Origin of the sequence: Peribacillus sp. R9-11 (assembly GCF_031345095.1) — a bacterium.
GTDB classification, from domain to species: Bacteria; Bacillota; Bacilli; order Bacillales; family DSM-1321; genus Peribacillus; species Peribacillus butanolivorans.
Genome location: NZ_CP133763.1, coordinates 2,899,786 through 2,923,516, shown reverse-complemented (window position 1 = coordinate 2,923,516; position 23,731 = coordinate 2,899,786). Strand labels below are relative to the sequence as shown.

Below are 23,731 nucleotides of genomic sequence, written 5' to 3'. Positions count from 1 at the left end.
GCAAATCAATTAGGATGAGGTGAAATGATGGAAACTGAAAAAAATAATGTGACAGTTAAGAAAAAGGCATGGTTAAAAGTGCCACATACATATACACTCATATTTATCATAATCATCATGGCAGGGCTTGCTTCATATGTAATTCCTGCCGGTGAATTCGATCGTGTTGAAGATGAGAAATCGGGTAGAATGCTTGTTGTCGACGGAAGCTATCATGCTATTGATCGTGATCCTGTGAGCTTCTTTGACCTTTTCACGTCCATTCCATTGGGCTTAGAAAAGGGAGCCCAGATTATTTTTTATATTTTTCTTGTAAGTGGTGTATTTGGTATTATTCGCACTACTGGTGCAATTGAAGCAGGGGTCTATAAAGGGGTACGATCTCTTGAAGGGCGAGAAAAACTATTAATTCCGTTGAGTATGTTGCTTTTTTCCATAGGCGGCTTTAGCATGGGGATGGCAGAAGAAACCATTATCTTCGTGCCTATAGGGATCGCGATAGCAAGAGCTATGGGCTTTGATGCGGTTACTGGAACGGCTATGATTACCCTTGGTGCTGCTAGCGGATTTTTTGGAGGCATGCTCAACCCGTTCACTGTAGGGGTCGCCCAATCACTGGCAGAAGTACCTTTATTCTCTGGAATTGGTTTCCGTTTTGTTGTATATATTTTTGTCCTGGCATTTGCCATTTGGTATGTCAGCCGTTATGCAAATAAGGTAAAACGGAATCCTGAAAAAAGTGTAATCTATGATATTGAACAAAAAGAAAAACAAACGGCCGGATTAGTTGATTTCCCTGAATTGACCGGACGCCATAAGCTAGTTTTTCTAGCAATGATCTTTGGGCTGGCTTTTAACATTTATGGCGTGTTTAAATGGGGCTGGTTTTTAACAGAGCTCACAGCTTCTTTCTTGATTATGGGTATCGTTAGCGGGCTGGTTGGCGGTTTGCAACTTGGGAAACTTTTTGATTCATTTATTGAGGGAGCTCGAGCAGTCACATTTGGTGCCTTGATCGTCGGCTTTGCAAGGGCTATTACAGTAGTTTTAGAAGAAGGTAAAATCATAGATTCGTTAGTCTTTATGGCAGCTTCGGGGATAAGTCACCTACCACAAACATTGAATGTCGTAGGTATGTTCTTCACCCAAGCATTCCTTAATTTATTCATTTCTTCAGGCAGTGGACAGGCTGCGGCTACAATGCCAATTATGGTTCCTATTACTGATATTTTGGGATTGGAAAGACAGCTTGCCGTTCTTGCCTTCCAATATGGGGATTCTGTTACGAACTCAATTATTCCAACGTCCTCAGCATTAATGGGATACCTGGCTATTGCTGGAATTCCATATGAGAGATGGGTTAAATTTATTTGGAAATTAATTCTCGGATGGACTTTGATTGCTTGTTTAGCATTAATAGCGGCAGTCGCTCTCGGTGTCTCCTGAGAAAATAAGGAGCGGTTTGATGAAAGAATTATTGAAGGAAATAGAACCTCAAGTTTTGGAGATTTTCCGCCATCTTCATGAGAATCCTGAAGTGAGCTGGAAAGAGTTTCAGACTACATCTTATATTTCAAAGGTGATCCAACAAAACGGGATTGAAGTGACCACTTTTTCGGATATGCCTGGAGTAATAGGTAAGTGGTCACCAGTGGACAGTATAAGTAATTTAACGATTGGATTACGAGCTGATATGGATGCTCTACTTCAGGATGTGGACGGGACTTTTCGTGCTAACCATTCCTGCGGACATGATGCTCATATGACGATTGTATTAGGTGTCTTGCTTTTATTAAGAAAAATGAAGATTATTCTTCCAGGTACGTTAAAATTTATTTTTCAGCCAGCTGAAGAAGTGGGTGAAGGTGCTTTAAAGATAATTGAAAAACAGGTACTGGATGATGTTGACTTTCTATATGGTCTTCATCTGCGTCCTATTCAGGAAATTAAGAATGGACAAGCTACTTCAGGCATCATTCATGGCTCAGCTGATACAGTATTTGGTGAGATTCACGGATTTGACGGACATGGCGCAAGACCTCATTTAACTTTAAATGCCATTGAAGTGATTAGTGCGATTGTTGAACAAATTAAAGGAATCCGTCTAAACCCGCAACTATCTTATTCAGTCAAAATGACACAGGTTTCTGCGGGAGGGGAAAATGCGAATATTATACCTGGGTCCTCCAAGTTCAGCCTTGATTTACGTGCGCAAACAAATGAAGCGATGGATGAATTGATAGAGAAGGTGGACGATGTCCTGAATAAAATGTCTGTCTTCTATCAATGCCAAATAAGCTTCAAGCACAAAGAAAGAGTTTATGCCGCATCTGTTGATCAAGAAGCAGCAGAATTTATGGAGAAAGCAATCGAAAACACCTTAGGGGCTAAAGGGCTTGTGGGGCCTATTATTACACCCGGTGGAGAGGATTTTCATTTTTATACAAAAGAAAGGCCTGCAATCAAGGCCACAATGCTGGGTGTGGGCTGCGATTTAGAGCCTGGTCTACATCATCCCAACATGGTATTTAATCAGGACGCCATTTTCACAGGAATTGAGATATTAACTAGGGTAGTTATTGAAACTTTTGAAAAATATAACAAATAAAAATATAGTAAATCGAATTCTTATATCGCTATGAATCATTTCAATTATAAAAAAGAGCAGACCTTTATGGTGAAGAAATCGAGGAAGCAGAAAGAATTGTAAGAGCGTTCGAACAGGCATTAGCCAAAGGGGAAGGTGTATTACTACTGAAGGGAAAATGATCGACCTTCCTATTGTAGAACGTGAAAGCGTACCCTTCAATCAGTTAAATTATATCAATCGTGACGACTCCAGTTCCTACTGGAGCTTGAAGGGAGGAATATCTTATGAAGAAGATTAGAATTGGTTCAGGTGCGGGATACGCAGGCGATCGAATTGAACCAGCGATGGAATTAATACAAAAAGGAAATTTGGATTACATAATTTTTGAATGCTTAGCAGAAAGAACAATTGCCCTTGCTCAGCAAGAGAAAATGAAAAATCCTGATATGGGGTATAACCATTTATTGAAGTATCGTATGGATAAGGTCTTATCACTGTGTGTCGAGAATAATGTCACATTAATCACCAATATGGGAGCAGCAAACCCACTTGCCGCAGCTAAGATTGTTAAGAATATAGCAGAGGAAAAAGGCATCCATGATTTAAAAATAGCAGCAGTAAGTGGAGATGATGTGTATCCAAACATCGGGATGTACTTGGAATGCTCAATTATAGAAACCGGAGTACCATTGAAAGATGTGAAGTCTTCCATAATTTCTGCAAATGCCTATATCGGAATTTTTGGAATTGTGACCGCGTTGAAAGAAGGGGCAGATATTGTAATTACCGGCCGGGTATCAGATCCCTCATTAGTAGTTGCACCACTTCAGCATGAATTTGGTTGGCAGGATACAGACTATGAGCTTCTTGGTAAGGGGACAGCGGCTGGTCATTTACTCGAGTGTGCAGCCCAAGTGACAGGTGGTTATTTCGCCGATCCGGGGTATAAGGATGTTCCTGACTTATGGAATGTCGGTTATCCGATCGCCGAAGTACAGGGAAATGGGGACTTTTTTTTAACCAAGCTTGAGGATTCGGGAGGCATGGTTACGGCTGCGACCGTAAAGGAACAAGTTGTTTATGAAATTCACGACCCAACCCAATATCTTACTCCTGATGTTATTGCTGATTTCTCTCAAATAGAAGTGATAGAAAAAGTGATAAACCAAGTGCATATTACTGGGGTGTCTGGAAAAGAGAAGAGTGGACTCTATAAAACAAGCATCGGCTACGTGGACGGATACATAGTTGAAGCAGAAATTAGTTACGGCGGTTCGGGTTGTTTGGAAAGGTCAAGACTGGCGGAAGAAGTAGTGAGACACCGGTTGATTCAGGCTAATATAGAGATTCAAGAAATGAGAATCGATCATATTGGTTCTAATTCACTGTATGGATCTTCTATTTCAGAGCCGTTGTATGACAGAGAAAGGCTATCCGAGGTACGATTAAGAGTGGCTGCCAGGACGGCTGATAAAGGAGCTGCTGATGTGATCGGGCAAGAGGTGGAAGCACTCTATACTAATGGGCCTGCTGGAGGCGGTGGTGTTCGGGTTAATGTCCAAGAGGTTGTATCAATTGCATCCATTCTTATTCCTAGCGAAGAGATTACAATCGAAGTAACGTACGAGGAGGTCGGCAAGATTGAAACTCAAGCAAGTCACTCACTCTAGGTCAGGGGATAAAGGAAATATTTCAAATGTTTCCGTCATCGTCTATCGTATGGAAGATTATGAGAAAGTAAAAAAACAGGTAACAGCAGAAAAGGTTAAGGATTACTTTCACGAAATAGTGAAGGGTGATGTGGTTAGGTATGAACTGCCGAAAATTGGCGCATTGAACTTTGTCATGCAAAACGCATTAGGCGGAGGCGTCACAAAATCACTTACTTTGGATCGACATGGAAAAAGTTTGAGCTCGGCTTTAATGGATATGGAAATCGATATGGAAGCTGATGTGAATGACTCAAATTATTAATTTTCTTACGAAGGCGAGCCAATTATTCAGAGGTTCGTTTTTTGTATTCCGAAATTTTGGGACGATAAAAGTCTATATAGTAATTCTATGTAGATGGTGATGAATGTGTAAAACTCTTCTGTTCAAGTGGGATATCAAAACCAACTGCAATAATGAAGATTTTCTTTCGATTCCTACCTAAGATAAATAAGCTCGACACATTGTTATACGTCACTTGTGGCTTATACAAAACGATTGTGAGGTTAAGATTATTGGGATATGTTATTACTAGTGAAGATACATTCTACAGCTACTTGGTAGTATAAGTTGAAGAGCAAAGAGGGCTGCAGCGAACCTTTCTCTTTCCGTTAAAAATGATAATCAAATAAAAAAACTTGCGGGCAAACACAGTTTGCTGACCTTTTTTCATTTTTTTGTTCATAAGTATATCCGTAAAGGAATAAAAAATCATAAATGTTTTCGATTATTAAGATATGGAGGATAATAAATGAGCGAAGTATGGGAAAAGAAAGCAAGATTCGAGCATCAGTTTTGGCTGCAAATCTTAGGGGATCATTCCCGATTTATCCATGAGTCTTTAGCACCGGTTGAACTAGAAAATATTGAAATTGCATCCGAGTTTATTCAAATATTTGACACTCTCCTTGGTAAAGTCAAATCGGAAGATATTTCACAATTGACTTTTGCGGCAGAAGATGCGGCTTTAAAACTTCGAGAGTTTAAGTTAAACCTAATGAAAAAACATTTAGTAGGGAAAATCAAAATACATCTTTCACCTACATTTCTTAATCATATGGTGAACGAATTAGAAGAATATTTAAGGTTATTAAAACACTTTAAATCCAATCAAACCCCACCAGTTTATCATGAACTTCATCATCATTTGGTTTGGCTGTTAGATGCCGCTGGGCATGCAGGTGCCATATCATCCAATTTGGATGATGTTGAAAAACGATTAAAAGAGAAAAGTGACCAATATACGAAGCATTTTAATGAATATTATATAAAAGCAGTCGAATTGGCGGGATATTTACGGACTAATTTATCCACTTTTCCTGCATTAGAAAAGATGAATGTAGACGTCAAATTAGAAATAAAACTTTTTCAGCACTTTCTAAATGAATTGGAGGAACTAGAACTTAGTGCACAAGCTCTAGGAACATTTTCTCCATTAATGGCGGATCATATGTCGCGTGAAGAATGTTATTATTTGATGAAGCTCGCTGAATCGACAAATTCTGAAAAGCCTAACTGCGATCCAGCCAAACCTAGACTAAATGAGGGTATTTGAACAGCTAACCAGTTCGAAAAAGTGCACGATAAACTTATCTTAATGCACCCAACCTAACATGAAACTGTTAAATAACATAAGCAATCCAAGTTGTATTCACGCTATCAAACGAAGGGTATACGTATTGTAACTTTTATTGAACCTCTGAATTTATAAGTGAATAATTGATCCAAACCTAACTTCAAAATCAGACATTCTGATCGTTTATATAGACCTTATAGTCTAAACATACTGAATTTTTTAGAAAGGTAACATTTTTTTTGATAATAAGATGGGATGTATACTTGTCATTGGTGAAATGTAACCATTTATTTGTCTTAATATCATTACTTCTTTTAGAATCTAACCCTACAACATCCACAACTTGATAAACAAGGTATTTTTTAGTATTAGAAACACAAAAAGGATATAGAAACTTTTCTCTATAAGAAAAGCCCTATATCCTTTAAATTTCTAGCAAAAATGTATTTTCACATTTCTCCAGTGTCATAATTTAATTGCCAAATAATTCCGAACTTATCTGTTACCTGACCATAGAGTTTGCTCCAGAATGTTTCTTGAAGGTCCATAACTACTGTGCCGCCTTCTTTCAGTTTATTAAAGATAGATTTAATTTCATCCATGTTTTTATTAACTACTGCAAGGCTTATGTTGTTTCCTTCAACAAAAGGCATTCCAGGAAAAACATCAGAAAACATTACATTACTTCCCTCAATATTAAGCCTTGTGTGCATAACTAAATTTTTTGCTTCTTCTGGGAGAGGGAATTCAGGGTTAGGTGGTGTTTCTCCAAAGGTCATAATTTGTGGTGTTTCAGTCCCAAAAACCTGTGCGTAAAACTCTACTGCTTCACGGCAGTTCCCATTAAAATTAATATAAACATCAACTGACATTTGTTTCACTCCTATGAATTATATTGTTTTTCATTGCTACATGATTTATTTACATATTGTAACATTTAACTGTTTAAAATCAAAAATATTTCCACGAGTTCCATAAAAAAGGTTTCGACAAACTAGAAATAAAATACGAATACAAATGGAATATAAATTCAGAGAGATTGTAGTATCTACCAAAAAAATTTTGTCACTTTTAGAATACAATCCTTTTTCAATAAACTCCAATCTTCCTTATCCTCTTCCTTATCCTCGTTTAAATTCACTATTTCATAATAATGCTCTGTCCTAATAAAAACTAATAACAATTGAAGGCACTGCAAAATACAAACAAATATTTTCGACCTCGAATAAATCCATTCTGAAAGGGGATAGATAAAAGGTAAGTTAATAAGGATATAAAACTAGTGTCTATTATGGGAAGGGGATGTATTTTTGAAGGCAGCAGAGCTTTTTGTAAAATGTTTAGAGGGTCAGGGTGTTGAATACATATTTGGAGTGCCGGGGGAAGAAAACATAGATTTGTTGGACGCGATAAATAAGTCGAGCATACAGTTTATCGTTTGCCGGCATGAAACTGGAGCAGCGTTTATCGCTGGGATGATGGGTAAGTTGACAGGAAAACCCGGAGTTTGTCTTTCAACACTTGGACCCGGGGCCACCAATATGGTGACGGGTGTTGCCTGTGCTACTTTGGATCGAATGCCGCTAATCGCGATTACGGCACAGACCGATCTCAACATGCAGTTTAAAGGGGCTCATCAATACATAAATATTCTCGAGCTATATCACCCGATTTCGAAATGGAGTACAACTATTTATGATGGTTCCGTTATTCCAAAAATTATAACTAAAGCTTTTGCATTGGCTGCAAAGGATTTGACTGGAGCCATTCATATCGAGTTTCCGAATGATATCGCCTCCGCCCTTGTGCATGGAGAACCTTTACAAACTCAGCTTTATGACAAAAAAGTACGATCATCTGAGCAAGCAATCAATGAAGTGGCTATGGCTATCAATCAAGCAAAATTCCCCCTATTTTTGATAGGGAATAATGCTTCAAAAGGTGGAGCATCTACTGATATTTTAACTTTAATCGAAAAGCTTAAAGCCCCTTTCACAGAAACATTTATGGCGAAAGGCGTAGTTCCAGAAAATCACCCACTGCATTTACAAACAATTGGACTACCAGAAGGTGATATTGTCAATAAAGCCTTTAGTCGCGCAGATTTAGTCATTGCTATCGGATATGACCCTATCGAATACGAACCTAAAAAATGGAACCCATTACTATCACCTATCATTCATATCGATGTACAAGACCATGAGTTAGATAACTATTATCCGGTAAAGGCATCCCTTGTTGGTGACTTGTCTGCAAATCTTTTACGTTTAATTGACCAAATTGATCAAAGGAATGAAATCGATCCATTTTATCGTAATGTAAAGGAAACGATATTGTCAGATCTATTGTTACATTCAACCAGTAATTCATACCCAATGTCTCCTCAACGTATCATTAAGGAAATACGGGAAGTTCTATCAAATGATGATATTTTACTATCAGATGTTGGAGCCCATAAATTGTGGATTGGCCGGCAATATGAGACATTAAAGCCAAATACATGTATCCTATCAAATGGGCTTGCTTCAATGGGTATCGCACTTCCGGGAGCAATTGGTGCGAAACTTGCGTGTCCTGATAAAAAAGTAATGGCTGTATGCGGTGACGGGGCTTTTATCATGTCTATAGCAGAGTTTGAAACAGCGGTTCGTTTGAAGGTACCGATTGTTATTATGATTTGGCGAGATGGAAGATATGGAATGATTGAATGGGAACAAAAAAACAAGTTAGGCCATTCATCTAATATCCAATTTAATAACCCGGATTTTGTTGCCCTTGCAAGATCATATGGTGCGAAAGGATATAAGGTAAAAAAAGCAGCAGAGCTAACAACAGTCTTACAAAAAGCAATATCTGAAGATGGACCGGTAATTGTTGAATGTGAGGTTGATTATCAAGAAAGTTTCAGGTTGAGTGAACGTTTAAAGGACTCTCGTTAGATGACTCACGAAACTTTAATAAATAAAGGAAAGAGAAGCCGAATATAGTATGCATGACGAACGATTGAAGGGGTGAGCATAAATTGTTACTTCAACCAATTACAGATCATGCGAAAATAGTCCACTATTCCTTTAATGAAAAAGCTTCTATTTCAAGGAAGATTACGGTCATTGCACTGTTAAGTACTATGGCGGCTACTCTCCAGGCAGCTGGCGGATTGATTCCGGCAGCTGGTTTGTTCATTAGTCCCCTTGCAACAACACCCGCTATCCTTAGTATGGTTTTATCAGAAAGATATGGTTTGCTTGGTTACTTATTAACCTTGTTTTTGCTCTTTCTCATTCAGCCGAATCAGTAGATTAATAGGTGTATGTAATTCCGGACAGAATACGTCAATTTCGTATCCTCTGGGTAATGCAATGTCATTCGGATTAAGATTTCTCTTCTTATTTTCGTTCATTCCTTTTCTGCCCCCTAATATCAAATGACAAGCACCTTTTCACCCCCAGCAACAGCTCTAGGGACAGCTGCACCAAAGCGAATTGATATGTTAGACAATTTGTATTAGACACCAACATTTTTTTAACCATCCAGAAGTTTCATTAATAGATATTCCATGTGTGTTATTCTCATTAACAAAGATTTAAATAGATTAAGAAGGATTGTCCCCTTTAAGGAACTTAAGAGACAAGTAGTATAGCTAATGGGGAGTCGACATTTTTCAATAAAAACTTAAAATATTGCTTCAAATAACACTTTATAAGGTGAGATTGATTTTTATTATAAAGAAAAACGCCAATTAAGGCGCTTAACAAAATATATAAGATACTTTGAACCGTTAATTATCTTTATCGTGAAGTTTATCTTCATATTCAGTTTCTAACATACCATACATGCCATTCATCTCTTGTTCATCGGGATCTGCCCCAAAGTCGTTATCATTTTTTTTGCTATTATTATCAAGAATTTCTTCTTTATTATTTTTCTTATTCATACATCTCACCTCCAACTATTAGGGTGTCTTATTACCAAAGTAAATATACTATCGTAGACTCAGGTACATTTAGGAGTAAGTGTACCAATTGTATATGGATACTATATCGTTTTTTATTAGTGATTATACTTATAATAGATTTTGGTATTCTAAATAGTTATTACTCTTACTATTTGTTAAAATATAAATAAACTAGAGATAACGGGGAGAGAATGTGAAGCGGAAACGGAAGAAATCAAACACTATTTTTGTAATCTTTATCCTGCTTTTTGTATTTTTGCTCATGAAGCAGGTCATGGAAAGTTCAATTGAGGGAAATTTCTTCACACCAGTGAATCCACCTGATTCGTTTGCGAATGTGAAAAAGTATAGCAACCTTCTGCACGATGAGTTAGCAAAATATGGGCTTGAGGAGCACACATCGACATTGATAGCCCTGATGCAGCAGGAAAGTCGTGGGCGGGGTGGTGATCCAATGCAGGCGTCTGAATCGGCGGGACTCGATCCAAATACAATTACCGATCCTACCGAAAGCATCAGGTATGGAGTGAAACATTTCCAGCGAATTATCAAATATGGGAATGAAAAGAACGTGGATTTCTCTACAATCATTCAATCTTATAATATGGGAATTGGTTATATTGATTACATTGCAAATGCAGGAGGGAAGCATACTGAAGAACTAGCGAAGCAGTTCTCGATGCTCCAAGTTGAAAAGAATCCTACGCTCTATGATTGCGGAGGCGACAAAGGAAATTTCCGATATCCATATTGCTACGGTGACTTTTCATATAGTGCAAAGGTAGCTAAGTACATTGATGAACTTGCAGATAGTGTACCTACTCATGTAAATGGAGAGTAAATAGGTGAAGTACCTTAACGGCCTCACCTGTGTTTTCAGTTCATCAAATTTGATCCTATACATTTTTAGATTTAAAACCGATATTAATCAGAGTGCCCAGCACCTCGGACATGGACTTTTAACATCTGGTTATAGTCCATGTCGATATCAGCGTGAACTGGAAATCTTGTTCGGTATCATAGAAGCATCATTGAAGAAAGAGCACGATAACATTACCTAATTCAAAAAGTACGTACTAGAGGGGTAAACATAAACAACAATCTAGCTCGGTTGTATTTGATATTATGGGCGTTTCATCTAAGGATATGCTTCGTGGCATCGCCGAAAGTGAGATCCTGCTATATGCCGGGATCATAAGACCCTATTTTGTATTAATTATTATATTGATTTGATTTTGTTAGGCCATTTTTTGTTTAATGCACTTATAAATGTTTTCACGTTCTTTTTATCTACCATAATGGGGGAATACACGTAGGAAAGCGTTCTGTTAAAAGACTCATTTTTCAACTGTATAATTGAAAGAGTCTTATGCAGAATGTCTCTTTCAATGACACTACGGGATAAGAGAGTTAGCCCCATACTATTTTTTATAAGTGTTTCTTTAATTCCTTGATTACTGCTTATGGTAAGAAGCGATTTAACTTTCAAACCATTTGAACGAAGGAAGTGGTTAAGATATTCTCGTGTACCTGATCCAACTTCTCTGGTTATCCATGCTTGATTCTGAAGGTCAGCAATCGTAACTTCATCTTTACAAGCGAGTTTATGATTGTTTGAAGAAACTATAAATAACTCATCCTGCAAAAAAGCGTGTACGGAAAGTTCTTTTTCATTTGTTTGACCTTCTATTAAACCTATATCTACTTGATATAACCTGACTGATTTTACGATTTCTTCCGTGTTTCCAATTACAACTTGAAGTTCAAGTTCCGGAAAGTCTTTTTGAAGGTCAATAAGTAAAGAAGGCAAGATATACTCGCCGATTGTAAAACTTGCGCCTATTTTTAATTCTCCTTTTATGGATTTATCATGTTCTTGAATGTCTTGTCTGGTCTGTTCATAGATTGTGATCATTTGCTTAGCGCGATCATAAAGAATTTCTCCTGTTAAAGTGACTTTTAAGAATTTAGGAGAGCGGAGAAATAATTTAGTTTGGAACTCTTCTTCTAATTTTTTTATGTGCAAACTAACACTTGGTTGTGACATAAGAAGCATTTCTGCTGTTTTTGTAAAATTCTTGACTTCTACAAGGGTCACAAAAGTTTTTAAAGCATCATAGTACATAGGAATCCCACCTTATTATTAATATTCTTAATAGTTGCAATTAATTATATATATTTTACTAATGATGTGCCTTTCGGTAAAGTTAATGAGAAACTTATTTTAGGAAGAATCTAGGTTGGGGAAGGCTATCGTCCTTTATTATGTTATTTTTTATTAATAGTGAGCTATGAAAAAGTGTTCCTTCCCTGTATGAACTGAACTTTCTAAATTTTTTTACAGTTAAAACCGACTTCGTCTATAGGAGTAAACGAGTTAATTTCATAGTTCTAAAAAATGTCTAAAACAACTCGTATAAGAATCAACTAAGATAAGTTTATATTCCTTTGTGAGGTGGAAAACGTGCAACTTCAGGTAAGTAACAGTCCTTTTAATCATGAACAGACAGAGCTTCTTAACAATCTACTGCCTAGCTTGACAGAAACACAAAAAGTTTGGCTGAGCGGTTATCTGACCGCGTCTTTGTCAGTTTTCAACGCAGGAACAGCCGACGTATCGGTGGCTCAACCCAGCGGGAAGACAATATCAAAAGAGGTTACCATCCTTTATGGTTCACAGACGGGAAATGCTCAAGGGTTGGCAGAGAATGCAGCAAGAAAGCTTGAGGGTAATGGTTTTCAGGTAACCATTTCATCCATGAGTGACTTTAAAGTGAACAATTTGAAAAAAGTCCAGAATCTTCTTATTGCCGTTAGCACGCATGGAGAAGGGGACCCACCGGATAATACTTTGTCCTTCCATGAGTTTCTTCATGGCAGAAGGGCACCAAACCTTGGAGATCTCCGCTTCTCCGTATTGGCGCTGGGGGACAGCTCATATGAGTTTTTCTGTGAAACGGGAATACAATTCGATAAGCGCTTGGAAGAACTTGGCGGGACCCGGCTATTTCCGCGGATGGACTGTGATCTTGATTATGATGAGCCGGCTGCAGAATGGCTGGAAGGAGTAATTTCGAGCTTAAGTGAGGAGCAAGGAAGTACTGTTTCTGCCGTTCCCGCAACAATAACACCAGTAAGTGAACACACGTATTCCAGGACAAACCCTTTTAAAGCGGAAGTTATGGAAAATATTAACTTGAACGGCCGTGGCTCCAATAAAGAGACACACCATATCGAGTTATCGCTTGAAGGCTCTGGAATTACATTTGAACCTGGTGACAGCCTTGGTATTTATCCACAAAATGATTCCATTTTAGTGGATATGCTCCTTAAAGAAATCAATTGGGACCCTGAAGAAATCGTGAAGGTCAACAAGCAGGGAGACCTTCGAAAACTAAGGGAAGCGCTCATCTCCAATTTTGAAATAACAGTATTAACAAAATCGCTCCTTGAGCAAGCGGCCCAACTTTCAGGCAACGAGGATTTAAAGGCACTTTTATCAGCTGGTAATGAAGAAAAACTAAAAGAATATCGTGAAGGCCGTGATTTGCTTGATTTTGTCCGTGATTTTGGCTCATGGGGTGAATCGGCGCAAGAATTCGTCTCCATCCTTCGAAAAATTCCAGCCCGTCTATATTCGATTGCGAACAGCCTATCCGCGTATCCAGATGAAGTGCATCTGACAGTCGGAGCTGTCCGGTATGATAGTCATGGACGAGAAAGAAAAGGTGTCTGCTCCATTTTATGTGCGGAACGTTTACAGCCAGGGGATACGCTTCCTGTTTACATTCAGCATAACCAAAACTTTAAGCAGCCGAAGAACCCAGACACTCCAATCATCATGGTTGGACCGGGAACAGGCATTGCTCCGTTCAGATCCTTTATACAAGAGCGCGAAGAAACAGAAGCGATTGGGAAAACGTGGCTTTTTTTCGGCGATCAGCATTTCTTAACGGATTTCCTATATCAGACTGAATGGCAAAAGTGGTTGAAAACAGGTGTACTTACGAAAATGGATGTAGCCTTTTCGCGTGACGCGGATGAAAAAGTATATGTTCAACACCGGATGCTTGAGCACAGTAGGAAATTATACGAATGGCTTCAAGAAGGAGCGGCGGTATACATTTGCGGAGATGAGAAAAACATGGCACATGACGTCCATAATACACTTATTGAGATCATTGAAAAAGAAGGGCAGATGAGCCATGCTGATGCACAAGATTACCTTGAAGAAATGCAACAGAATAAACGCTATCAACGTGATGTGTACTGAAATATGAATGAAAAGGAGATATCAATATGGTGAACCAACTATTAAAAGCACCAGAAGGCCCGCCTAGTGATGTTGAACAAATAAAAGATAAAAGCAATTATTTGCGTGGTACACTGGGAGAAGTAATGCTGGATCGGATCAGCGCCGGTATTCCAGATGATGACAATCGATTAATGAAACATCACGGCAGCTATTTGCAGGATGACCGGGATCTCCGCAATGAGCGTCAAAAGCAAAAACTTGAACCTGCGTATCAGTTCATGCTGCGTGTCCGTATGCCAGGTGGCGTGGCATTGCCTGCTCAATGGCTTGTCATGGACGAACTGGCCCAAAAATACGGCAATGATACCTTAAAATTGACAACACGCCAGACGTTTCAAATGCATGGCATTTTAAAATGGAACATGAAAAAAACGATTCAGGAAATCCACGCGTCTATGTTGGATACAATTGCGGCATGCGGTGATGTAAACCGGAACGTCATGTGCAACTCGAATCCATTTCAATCGGAAATCCACTCCGAAGTATATGATTGGTCAACAAAATTGAGTGATTACTTATTGCCACGCACCAGAGCGTATCACGAAATTTGGCTGGATGAAGAAAAAGTGGTTGGCACGGCAGAAATGGAAGAAGTCGAACCAATGTACGGAAAGCTTTATTTACCGCGTAAATTTAAAATTGGTATCGCCGTTCCGCCATCGAATGATATTGATGTCTTTTCACAGGATCTTGGATTCATTGCGATTGTTGAAGATGACAAGCTTGTCGGTTTTAATGTGGCGATAGGTGGTGGCATGGGCATGTCGCACGGCGACAAAGAAACCTATCCGCAGCTTGCCAAAGTAATTGGCTTCTGTATGCCGGACCAAATTCTTGATGTAGCGGAAAAAGTCATTACGATACAGCGTGATTACGGAAACCGTTCCCTCCGCAAAAATGCAAGATTTAAGTACACAGTTGACCGACTTGGGTTAGAGACGGTCAAGGCTGAACTGGAAAACCGTCTAGGCTGGAGGTTGGAGGAGGCGAAGAAGTATCATTTTGACAATAACGGTGACCGCTATGGTTGGGTAAAAGGCATTCAAGGAAAATGGCATTTTACTTTGTTTGTAGAAGGAGGCCGTATTGCGGATATTGATGATTACAAGTTGATGACCGGTATACGCGAGATAGCCAAAATCCATACCGGTGATTTCCGTCTGACTGCAAATCAAAACCTGATCATTGCCAATGTATCAAGCCAGGAAAAGGAAAAAATCAGCGACCTGATCGTACAATACGGTTTGACGGATGGCGGTCATTATACAGCCCTCCGCCGCAGCTCAATGGCGTGCGTTTCCCTTCCAACATGCGGGTTAGCGATGGCGGAAGCAGAACGTTATTTGCCGGTTTTATTGGATAAGATCGAGACCATTGTCGATGAAAATGGTCTAAGGAATGAAGAAATTACGATTCGCATGACTGGTTGCCCGAACGGATGTGCCCGCCACGCACTCGGAGAAATCGGCTTTATCGGCAAAGCTCCCGGTAAATACAACATGTATCTCGGTGCAGCTTTTGACGGTAGCCGGTTAAGCAAAATGTATCGTGAAAACATCGGTGAAGAAGAAATTTTGAGAGAGCTGCGTGTGCTTCTTTCCCGCTACGCGAAAGAACGGCAGGAAGAAGAGCACTTCGGTGACTTCGCTGTCCGCGCAGGCATCATCAAAGCAGTGACAGACGGCACAAATTTTCATGATTGATGAAGATGCATCAGAGACAGGAATACGTTCCTGTCTCTTTTTTATCATTTCCCGCCAGAAGACTCCCTCTTCAAGCGTGTGAAGGGCGAGATGAATGGCGGTTGGGATAAGCCAAAGTAATCTTTGACAAACATACGTTCGGTAGTTAATAATAACTATAAGGGGGTGAAACCAATGGTCGTAAACAAAGCTTATAAATTTCGAATCTATCCAACTAAAGAACAACTAGTTCTAATCAATAAAACGATCGGCTGCTCCCGTTTTGTCTTTAACTTCTTTTTAGGCAAACAAAAGGAGAAAGATGCCTACTGGTATATTTGTGAAGAAATGAAGCAGAACGGCCAATTACGCTCTAATGAATGGAAAGGTTCTTTTCTGGATAAATACGCAACAATCAAAGAACTTCCAGCTTTAAAGAAAGAGTATTCTTTCCTGAAAGAAGTAGACAATATTGCCTTACAGAAATCGGTGGAAAATTTAGCAGATTCCTATAGTCGATATTATAAAAAGCAAAATATGTCACCACGCTTCAAATCGAAAAAGAATCCTATCCAGTCCTACACGACTAAACATACGAATGGAAATATCGGAATAATTGGAAACAAAATCAAATTGCCAAAACTCGGTCTAGTTCGTTTTGCTAAAAGCCGCGAAGTCGAAGGGCGAATCATCAATGCCACAATCAGGCGGAACCCTTCGGGTAAATATTTCATTTCCGTTTTAGCGGAAACCAATGTACAAGTACTTCCTAAAAATAATCGTTCGTGCGGTGTAGATGTTGGTTTGAAGAACTTTGCTATTCTTTCAGATGGTACGGTCTATCAAAATCCAAAATTCTTCCGGACGGTCGAAAAGAAATTGGCCAAAGCACAACGGATTCTTTCAAGGCGACAAGAAATAGCCTTGAATCAAAATAAACCATTGGCTGAAGCTAAAAACTATCAAAAACAAAAACAAAAAGTGGCTATCCTACACGAAAAAATTTCAAATGCCCGAATGGATTACTTTCATAAAGTTTCTACCGAAATCATCAAAAACCAGGATGTTATTGGAATGGAAGACTTGCAAGTGTCGAATATGATGAAAAATCACAAACTAGCTAAAGCTATTAGTGAAGTATCTTGGTACCAATTCAAAAAAATGTTGGAATACAAAGCAAAATGGTATGGTAAACAAATCGTGACCGTATCTAAAACGTTTGCTTCTAGCCAATTGTGTTCTAGCTGCGGTAACTAAAATAAAGACGTTAAACATCTGAATCTTCGTGAATGGGATTGTCCTTTTTGTTCTACTCACCACGATCGAGATATTAACGCAGGACTCAATCTAATGAATGAAGCCATAAGGCTTCTAACCGTAGGAACTACGGGAGTAGCCTAATTAAAAATTGGCCGATAGGCTAATGTTCTTAGGAATCCCCCACTTCAATCAGACCGTAAGGTCGATAAGTGGTGGGTAGTTCAATTGGTCCTGTTTGAAATGACTGTATTTTTTAAAAACTACTATTCAGACAGACAGGAACAAAAAACTGTGTATCATGCCATTATTAGGGGTGACAATGACATATTTATTGTCATCTGTACAGAAGGGAACGGGATAGACTTCACCTCTCCCTTTTTTTTCATCACCGATTCAATGCTCTACTATATCTCGAATGCTGTTTTGAAGTAGTTCAACAGGAATAGGAAATAAACGAAGGGGTGTTTTAAAAAGAAATATATACTGTTATAAAGTAACAAGTAAGGAACGGAAAAAATCACGGTTTTAGAAATATAAGAGAAGGTACTAGGACATCTATTTAAGAAGCGTAGGACGTGATAATTGGAGCCATTAAAATATTTTAAACAAAATATTGCACCATTAACCTCGATAGAATATATAAATAATCCTTTAACCTTAAATATCTTAATATCGTATTTTTTTTATTTAAGCCTCGCGATTAAGTCATTTTATAGACTTTTTAGAACAAGAGGAGGTACCAGGACAGATGCCCTTAATTATTTTAGAATCTATAGGGCATTATTATTCCACCGTCGATAAATACTGCGAAATAAAGGGGGCGGAAAAAATGATAATTCGTTCGATAATAAAGTTTTTTCAATGATTGCTGGGTTTGGTAAATCTGTATTTATTGATTACTTATTAGTGATTGCTTAAAAAATAAGAGGGCCGCCAATTGACAGCCTTTGAATGTACGATCATTTACAATCTCATACTAAGATAAACGCCATATCAAGGTGATTATCTTTGGGATCTTTCTTTCACTGACAAACGCCATTAGCGATTTAGAAGACATTTTTTATTTAACAGGAAGCTGAACATGAAAGGTAGTTCCTTTTCCAACTACACTTTTAACTGAGATATCTCCTCCATGTTTATGTATCGTTGTAAATACTTGAGTTAGGCCTAAACCTGTTCCTTCGCTTTTGGTGGAAAAGAACGGTGTTCCTAGCATCTTTAACTTATCTTTAGATATTCCTACTCCTGTATCACTAAGTTTTATATGAATCCTTCCACTTTTATAATAATGTTCAATTCTAATTTTTCCCTTACCCTGAATCCCCTCAATTGCCTCAATTGCCTCAATTGCATTCTTCACCAGATTAAAAAAGGCTTTTAGAAATAAATTTCTCTTTCCAACTACTTTTCTCTCTGAATCCCTTAAATCCCATTCTATTTCCACGTTATAAAGTTTTTCTTGGAATAAAAACAAAAGAGCAGTTAACTCCTTACATAAATCAATGGGAACAAAAGGCTCCTCGTTTAAATCAGGTTTAGAAACGTGTAATAGATTTTGCAGAGTCTCTAATGCTTTTTCTAATTCTGCTTCCATCGTATTGATATAAGGATGAGGATGGGATTCTTTTAATAGCTGTAAAAATCCCTTTACTGAAGTAAGAGGATTTTTAACTTCATGAACAATCCCAGCAGCTATTTGACCTATTGATGCTAATTTTTCTCTGTCTTTCAAAAGAATTTCTGCTTTTTTACGATCTGTAATGTCTCGAATAATGACTTGAGTCAAGATCATCTCTTTCAAATAAAAAGGGGCAGCTGTTACTTCAATATCAATAACCTCTCCATTACTACAAATCATTTTTTGTTCCGCCAGTTCTAATATCTCTTGTTTTTCCAGCACCCTTTTTAATCGGTCATTACAACTAGCATGGTTATCTGGCGGGAGAAAAACGTACAAGTTTTTATACAATATGTCCTCAGGAGAAGCTAACTTTAGCAATTCCAAACAAGCTCTATTACAGTAAAGAATTTTTCCTGCCTGTCCAACAATCATAATTGAATTGAGGGAATACGAGATCAATTGATGGAAGTCAATGTCTGTTGAGTCAATTTGTAATTCCAAGTAAATCACTCCGTATTTAATCATTGCCATTAGTTTATCAGGAAACATGCTTAACTGGAATAAAAATTTTAACTTTAGCTCTTTTTAATTATTTGTTTAACTATTTTTTACACGTTCGTTCAAGAACAGATCATCATTCCTCAACATCATTAATATGTGGAGAAGTTTAGATAAAATATATTGAATTTCTATAAAAAAGAGTATACAAAAAAAAGCACAGCCTTATGAAAAGGGGTGCGAAGAGGTTAGGAAAGGGTTAAGAAATTTAAATGTACGACCCTAAAGCATAAGTAGTTTATGAATTAGGGCATGAATTTCAGGTGAAAATATATATTTGAACATTTTATCTCCTAATAATAGTTAAGATTATTTGCATCAAAATAAGATTTAAAAGATTTGTTTTATTGCACTAAACTGTTCTGATAGTTGAAGAAGGGTATTTTATTTGAATGTATGATAATAGTAATCATCAATAGTCCTTAGCAGTGTATTTTTCTTGAAACTTTCATTCAATTTCTAGATAGGATTGCCGAGTAATGGTAAACCTCATTCTAATTTGGAGATATGTAATTTGAGGTATTTTAAAAACTCTCTGGCTGCTAAAGAAAAATGTTTTTTCTTTGACCGTACCCATCCGAAGGATCGGTGGTTGGATTCAAAGTTTATTAATGATATTGGGATAATTTCTCCACTTTTAACATAATGGTCATCTTTTAGTGCTATATCCATCAAAAAGCTTATCGCTAACCCTTCTGAAACCGCTTTTTTGATGACTTCGGTATTGTTAGAAGCAAATAAAATATTCATCGGTCCGTATCTATTCATAAATATAGAGATGGAATCTTTCCATATTACCCCATCATACATCACTACTGTTTCATTAATTAGCTCCTCAGGAGTTATATGATCACTGAATGCTAAAGGAGAATGTTTGCTGACACACACCATGATTTTCCCTTCTAATAAGGATTCGAAAACCAGCTCTTCATGTGCATTCCAATCTATTTCATCAAGCATGGCTAATCCAATGTCAATCTTCCCTTGGGAAACATCTTCAATAATATTTAGTGACTTTTTTTCGGTCATGACAATACGGAAGTTAGGATAGTCCTTTTTAAAGTTTGCTAACGCTTTGAGTAAAATCGGCATGAATAAGCTGGGGCTGGCCGATATATTTAATTCTCCGTTTATTAAGGATGTTTGCTCTTGCGCTTCTTCTTGTATTTCTTCAATCTTCACAACAATTTCATAGGCTTTTTTAATGATGTTTTTACCCTCTGTTGTCAGCTGGGCGCCTAACCGCGAACGTGTAAACAAATGTATGCTTAATTCTTGTTCTAAATTGGTAATCGCCTTACTAATGGTAGATTGTGAAACATGAAGATTTTGTGCAGCAATGGAAATAGAACGTGTTTTAGCTACTTCAACAATATATTTTAATTGTTCTAGATGCACAACATTCCCTCCTTTATATGAATTTGGTTCAAGTATATATGATATATAGCTATTTTACTTTAATATCAACCATATATAAAATAAAATTATGAATATTAAAACTATTCAAATAACCATGAGAATAATTGAAATCACTTTTAAAAGCAGGGATTAGAAAGGAGGAAAGTATGCAGGAAACAGTACAAATCGAGAATATAGAACATTTAAGGGATAGGCTGCTTCATTTCATTCACAATGAGTTGTTACCGTTTGAAAGAGAACACGAAATTGACTCAGAAAAAGAGATTCCGATGGAACAGATCAAATGGGTAAGAAAGCGAGCGAAGGAGCTCGGGTTTTATGGCATCAGCCTTCCTAAGGAGGCAGGAGGGCAATCACTTAGCTTGAAAGGGCTATGTGGTTTAAAGGAGGAACTAGCAAAATCAGGGGCTGCTTTATGGGGGCATGTATTAGGTGAAATAGGCGGTCCTTTGCGCATTGGCCAGATGTTAAAAATTTTTACTCCGGATCAAATAACAAGGTATGTAATGCCGGTAATTAATGCAGAAGCGGGATGTTGTTTTGCATTGTCAGAACCCGGGGCGGGATCAGATGCCCATGCCATTCAAACGACTGCAGTACGCGAAGGTGATGACTACATTTTACATGGTAAAAAGCATTTTATTAGCGCTGCGCCTTATGCAGATTGGGCCATTGTGATGGCGAAAGAGATTGTGGAGGCAGATGGTGAAAGAGTTACTGCCTTTATTGTAGAGAAACAAACAGAGGGAAGGTCGGGTTTTGAATTAGGAAACATTCAAGTTCCAATTTCCGGTGAACGGAGCACGGCCGAGCTAATCTTTAATCAATGCCGAGTCCCATCTACTAATATTCTCGGTCAACCGGGCAAAGGGTTGATGCTGGGGCTCAGCAGAATAAATGAAAATCGGGCTTCTTGGGGGGCTACCTACCTTGGCGTTGCACAACGGCTATTAGACTTATCTATCGATCATGCCAAACAGCGGGTACAGTTCGGTAGACCAATTGGAGATTTTCAAGCGATTCAACATATGCTAGCGGAGATGGCGACTGAAATATACGCCGCACGTTGCATGCGCTCTACGATGTCATCGAGAAGATTGATCATGGTGAAGAGGTGAGAGGAGCTTCATCCATGGTTAAACTGTATTCCTCTGAGGTTGCTAATCGAGTTGCCGACAAGGCTGTTCAAATCTTTGGCGGGCAAGGGTTAATGAAAGGACACCCTGTCGAGAAAATGTACAGGGACGTACGGATGTTTAGAATTCTGACTGGTACATCTGAAATTCAGAAAAACATGATTTCCAAAGAACTGCTGAAGAAATAAAAAAAGGATTATTGTGTCAACTATACATTTGGAAAAATTCGGAGTTTCAAATTGAAAAGAACCATATTTTACACTAACTTTCGTATTTTACTAGGGAGAGGAATTTTTCATGGATACTTTAACCTATCAGGCTTTTCTGTTCAATAGTATGAACAAATTTGATTACCAACCGGCACTTACTTGTGTAGATACAAATGAAACCATCACTTACAGGGAATTACTGGATAAGGTGGAGACGGCAGCGAACCAGTTAATTCGGCATGGCGTACAAATCGGAACCCATGTTGCGATACTGATCCCAAATAGTATTGAAAATGTTGTATATAATCTTGCTGTAAGTAGATGCGGGGCAACAGTCATCCCGTTAAATGATAAGCTGGGCGTTAGAGAAATCGAGTTTATCTTGAGAGATGCCGAGCCCCAAATGGTTATTATGGCAACCCAGAAACATGTAGAGTCTGTACTTGACTATCAAAAAGAGGCAGATAAAAACAGTGTAACGGTTATTGGTCTTACAGGCTTTGGTGTTGAATACCCAGAAGAATTCTATTCTGTTGATATGGATGATAAAAAAGGCAGCTTGACATTCCCTGTTGCCTCATTGGATGATTTAGCAACCATATCGTACACCGGTGGTACAACAGGCACACCAAAAGGGGTGATGCATTCTCAACAAGGCTTTGGAGCCTCACTCATGGCTTCATGCATGGAATATCCGTACGATGATCAGGACAAGGTACTGCTTTGTACGCCGCTTATTCATGCTGCAGGTGTACTGCTGCAGCGGTCATTAGTATCCGGCTGCCATGTCTATATCATGAAGGCGTTTCATCCAGAAGTGTTTTTGCAGACCGTACAAGAAGCGCAGATTACAAGTACTTTTGTTGTTCCAACCATTATTTACCGCTTGATTGATGAGGCAAAGAAAAAAACTTACAACGTGAGCTCATTGCGTAACATGAATTATGGTTCATCCCCCATCTCTACAGAACGTCTAAAAGAAGCATTTACGATTTTTGGACCTATTCTAAGGCAGCAGTATGGAATGACAGAATGCAGTATTTTAATTGCCAGACTCACAAAAAGTGATCATCTCTGGGCGTACGAGCACAAACCAGACGTGTTAAAGAGCTGCGGAAAACCGTGTATGCTAACCCAAATTCGCTTGATTGACGATAATGGATATGATGTAGAACCACTTCATCCAGGGGAAATTGCTGTCAAAACCCCTTCTGTCTCTGTCGGTTATTACAAAAGACCCGATCTTACCGAAGCGGCATATCGTGATGGTTGGTTTTATACGGGAGATATCGGGAAACTGGATAAGCATGGTTTTCTTCATATTATCGAACGGAAAAAGGATATGATCATTTCTGGCGGTTTCAATGTATATCCCGCTGAAGTGGAGAGGCTTATCAATCAGCACCCTGCAGTTGCGATGAGCGCATGCATTGGCATACCACATAATGATTGGGGAGAAGCGGTCTGTATATTTGCGGTGCTTCGTGAGGGTGAAACCTGCTCTAAGGAAGAGTTAATGGAGTTCTGTAAAGAACGAACTTCTGTCTATATGCTTCCAAAAGAAATCTATTTTGAGACGTCATTACCTCTAACAATGGTAGGGAAGATAGACAAGAAAGAGCTGAAAAAACCTTTCTGGGAAGGGACAGAACGTCTGGTAAATTAGTAAGACATCAACAGGCAAAGGACATACAAAATAT

General features: G+C 38.4%; 16 protein-coding genes and 2 pseudogenes. 13 read left to right on the top strand and 5 right to left on the bottom strand.

The genetic code is table 11. The features are described from left to right. The first annotated feature begins 27 nt into the window (after positions 1–27). The 5 genes from RE409_RS14270 to RE409_RS14250 all read left to right on the top strand — a co-directional run bounded on the left by RE409_RS14270 (position 28) and on the right by RE409_RS14250 (position 5,855). On the top strand, positions 28–1,446 hold the full coding sequence (locus RE409_RS14270; protein ID WP_201184787.1) for a YfcC family protein: 1,419 nt from the start codon (positions 28–30) through the stop codon (positions 1,444–1,446). Between the two features lie 19 nt (positions 1,447–1,465). Next, positions 1,466–2,608, top strand: a complete 1,143-nt coding sequence (locus tag RE409_RS14265) for a M20 peptidase aminoacylase family protein (RefSeq protein WP_201224448.1) — start codon at positions 1,466–1,468, stop codon at positions 2,606–2,608. A gap of 266 nt (positions 2,609–2,874) precedes the next feature. Next, on the top strand, positions 2,875–4,260 hold the full coding sequence (locus tag RE409_RS14260) for an acyclic terpene utilization AtuA family protein (protein WP_201224449.1): 1,386 nt from the start codon (positions 2,875–2,877) through the stop codon (positions 4,258–4,260). Then, positions 4,232–4,564 carry an AtuA-related protein gene (locus RE409_RS14255; protein ID WP_201184780.1) on the top strand — a complete coding sequence of 111 codons (333 nt, stop codon included), beginning with the start codon at positions 4,232–4,234 and terminating at the stop codon, positions 4,562–4,564. The genes RE409_RS14260 and RE409_RS14255 overlap by 29 nt, the downstream gene beginning before the upstream one ends. A 487-nt stretch (positions 4,565–5,051) precedes the next feature. Next, positions 5,052–5,855, top strand: coding sequence for a DUF2935 domain-containing protein (locus RE409_RS14250; protein ID WP_201224451.1), 804 nt, complete (start codon positions 5,052–5,054; stop codon positions 5,853–5,855). A 470-nt stretch (positions 5,856–6,325) separates the two neighbouring features. Here the strand turns inward: RE409_RS14250 and RE409_RS14245 are convergent, their stop codons facing one another. Further along, on the bottom strand, positions 6,326–6,748 hold the full coding sequence (locus RE409_RS14245; protein WP_201184774.1) for a VOC family protein: 423 nt from the start codon (positions 6,746–6,748) through the stop codon (positions 6,326–6,328). 438 nt (positions 6,749–7,186) lie between these two features. Between RE409_RS14245 and RE409_RS14240 the strand changes: the two genes are divergently transcribed. Next, positions 7,187–8,815, top strand: coding sequence for an acetolactate synthase large subunit (locus tag RE409_RS14240; RefSeq protein ID WP_309557706.1), 1,629 nt, complete (start codon positions 7,187–7,189; stop codon positions 8,813–8,815). A gap of 83 nt (positions 8,816–8,898) precedes the next feature. Beyond that, entirely contained in the window at positions 8,899–9,174 is a 276-nt protein-coding gene (locus tag RE409_RS14235; RefSeq protein WP_201249433.1) for a hypothetical protein, read from the top strand. Positions 9,175–9,654: 480 nt separating this feature from the next. On the opposite strand, the gene RE409_RS14230 is transcribed toward RE409_RS14235, so the two are convergent. Continuing rightward, a complete protein-coding gene (locus RE409_RS14230; protein ID WP_082612622.1) occupies positions 9,655–9,810 on the bottom strand; it encodes a DUF4021 domain-containing protein in 156 nt (51 codons plus the stop codon). Positions 9,811–10,093: 283 nt separating this feature from the next. On the opposite strand from RE409_RS14230, the gene RE409_RS14225 reads away from it, so the two are divergent. Continuing rightward, complete coding sequence (locus RE409_RS14225) at positions 10,094–10,672, top strand: lysozyme family protein (RefSeq protein WP_201225171.1); 579 nt, start codon at positions 10,094–10,096, stop codon at positions 10,670–10,672. A gap of 378 nt (positions 10,673–11,050) precedes the next feature. On the opposite strand, the gene RE409_RS14220 is transcribed toward RE409_RS14225, so the two are convergent. Next, a complete protein-coding gene (locus tag RE409_RS14220; protein WP_201184765.1) occupies positions 11,051–11,956 on the bottom strand; it encodes a LysR family transcriptional regulator in 906 nt (301 codons plus the stop codon). A 339-nt stretch (positions 11,957–12,295) separates the two neighbouring features. Between RE409_RS14220 and RE409_RS14215 the strand changes: the two genes are divergently transcribed. From RE409_RS14215 to tnpB, 3 genes and pseudogenes are all read left to right on the top strand, one after another. Continuing rightward, a complete protein-coding gene (locus tag RE409_RS14215) occupies positions 12,296–14,104 on the top strand; it encodes an assimilatory sulfite reductase (NADPH) flavoprotein subunit (RefSeq protein WP_309557705.1) in 1,809 nt (602 codons plus the stop codon). 26 nt (positions 14,105–14,130) lie between these two features. After that, positions 14,131–15,849 (top strand): assimilatory sulfite reductase (NADPH) hemoprotein subunit, encoded by a 1,719-nt coding sequence (cysI, locus tag RE409_RS14210; protein WP_201184761.1) that lies wholly within the window; start codon positions 14,131–14,133, stop codon positions 15,847–15,849. 174 nt (positions 15,850–16,023) lie between these two features. Beyond that, a pseudogene (gene tnpB, locus RE409_RS14205) lies at positions 16,024–17,229 on the top strand (IS200/IS605 family element RNA-guided endonuclease TnpB). A 919-nt stretch (positions 17,230–18,148) separates the two neighbouring features. Here tnpB and RE409_RS14200 read toward each other — a convergent pair. Both RE409_RS14200 and RE409_RS14195 read right to left on the bottom strand, forming a co-directional pair. After that, entirely contained in the window at positions 18,149–19,240 is a 1,092-nt protein-coding gene (locus tag RE409_RS14200; protein WP_309557704.1) for a two-component system sensor histidine kinase NtrB, read from the bottom strand. A 516-nt stretch (positions 19,241–19,756) separates the two neighbouring features. After that, positions 19,757–20,665 carry a LysR family transcriptional regulator gene (locus RE409_RS14195; RefSeq protein WP_309557702.1) on the bottom strand — a complete coding sequence of 303 codons (909 nt, stop codon included), beginning with the start codon at positions 20,663–20,665 and terminating at the stop codon, positions 19,757–19,759. 167 nt (positions 20,666–20,832) lie between these two features. On the opposite strand from RE409_RS14195, the pseudogene RE409_RS14190 reads away from it, so the two are divergent. Together RE409_RS14190 and RE409_RS14185 are read left to right on the top strand one after the other, a co-directional pair. Then, a pseudogene (locus RE409_RS14190) lies at positions 20,833–21,951 on the top strand (acyl-CoA dehydrogenase family protein); the annotation flags it as partial. 168 nt (positions 21,952–22,119) lie between these two features. Next, entirely contained in the window at positions 22,120–23,697 is a 1,578-nt protein-coding gene (locus tag RE409_RS14185; RefSeq protein WP_201224462.1) for a class I adenylate-forming enzyme family protein, read from the top strand. Positions 23,698–23,731 lie beyond the last annotated feature (34 nt).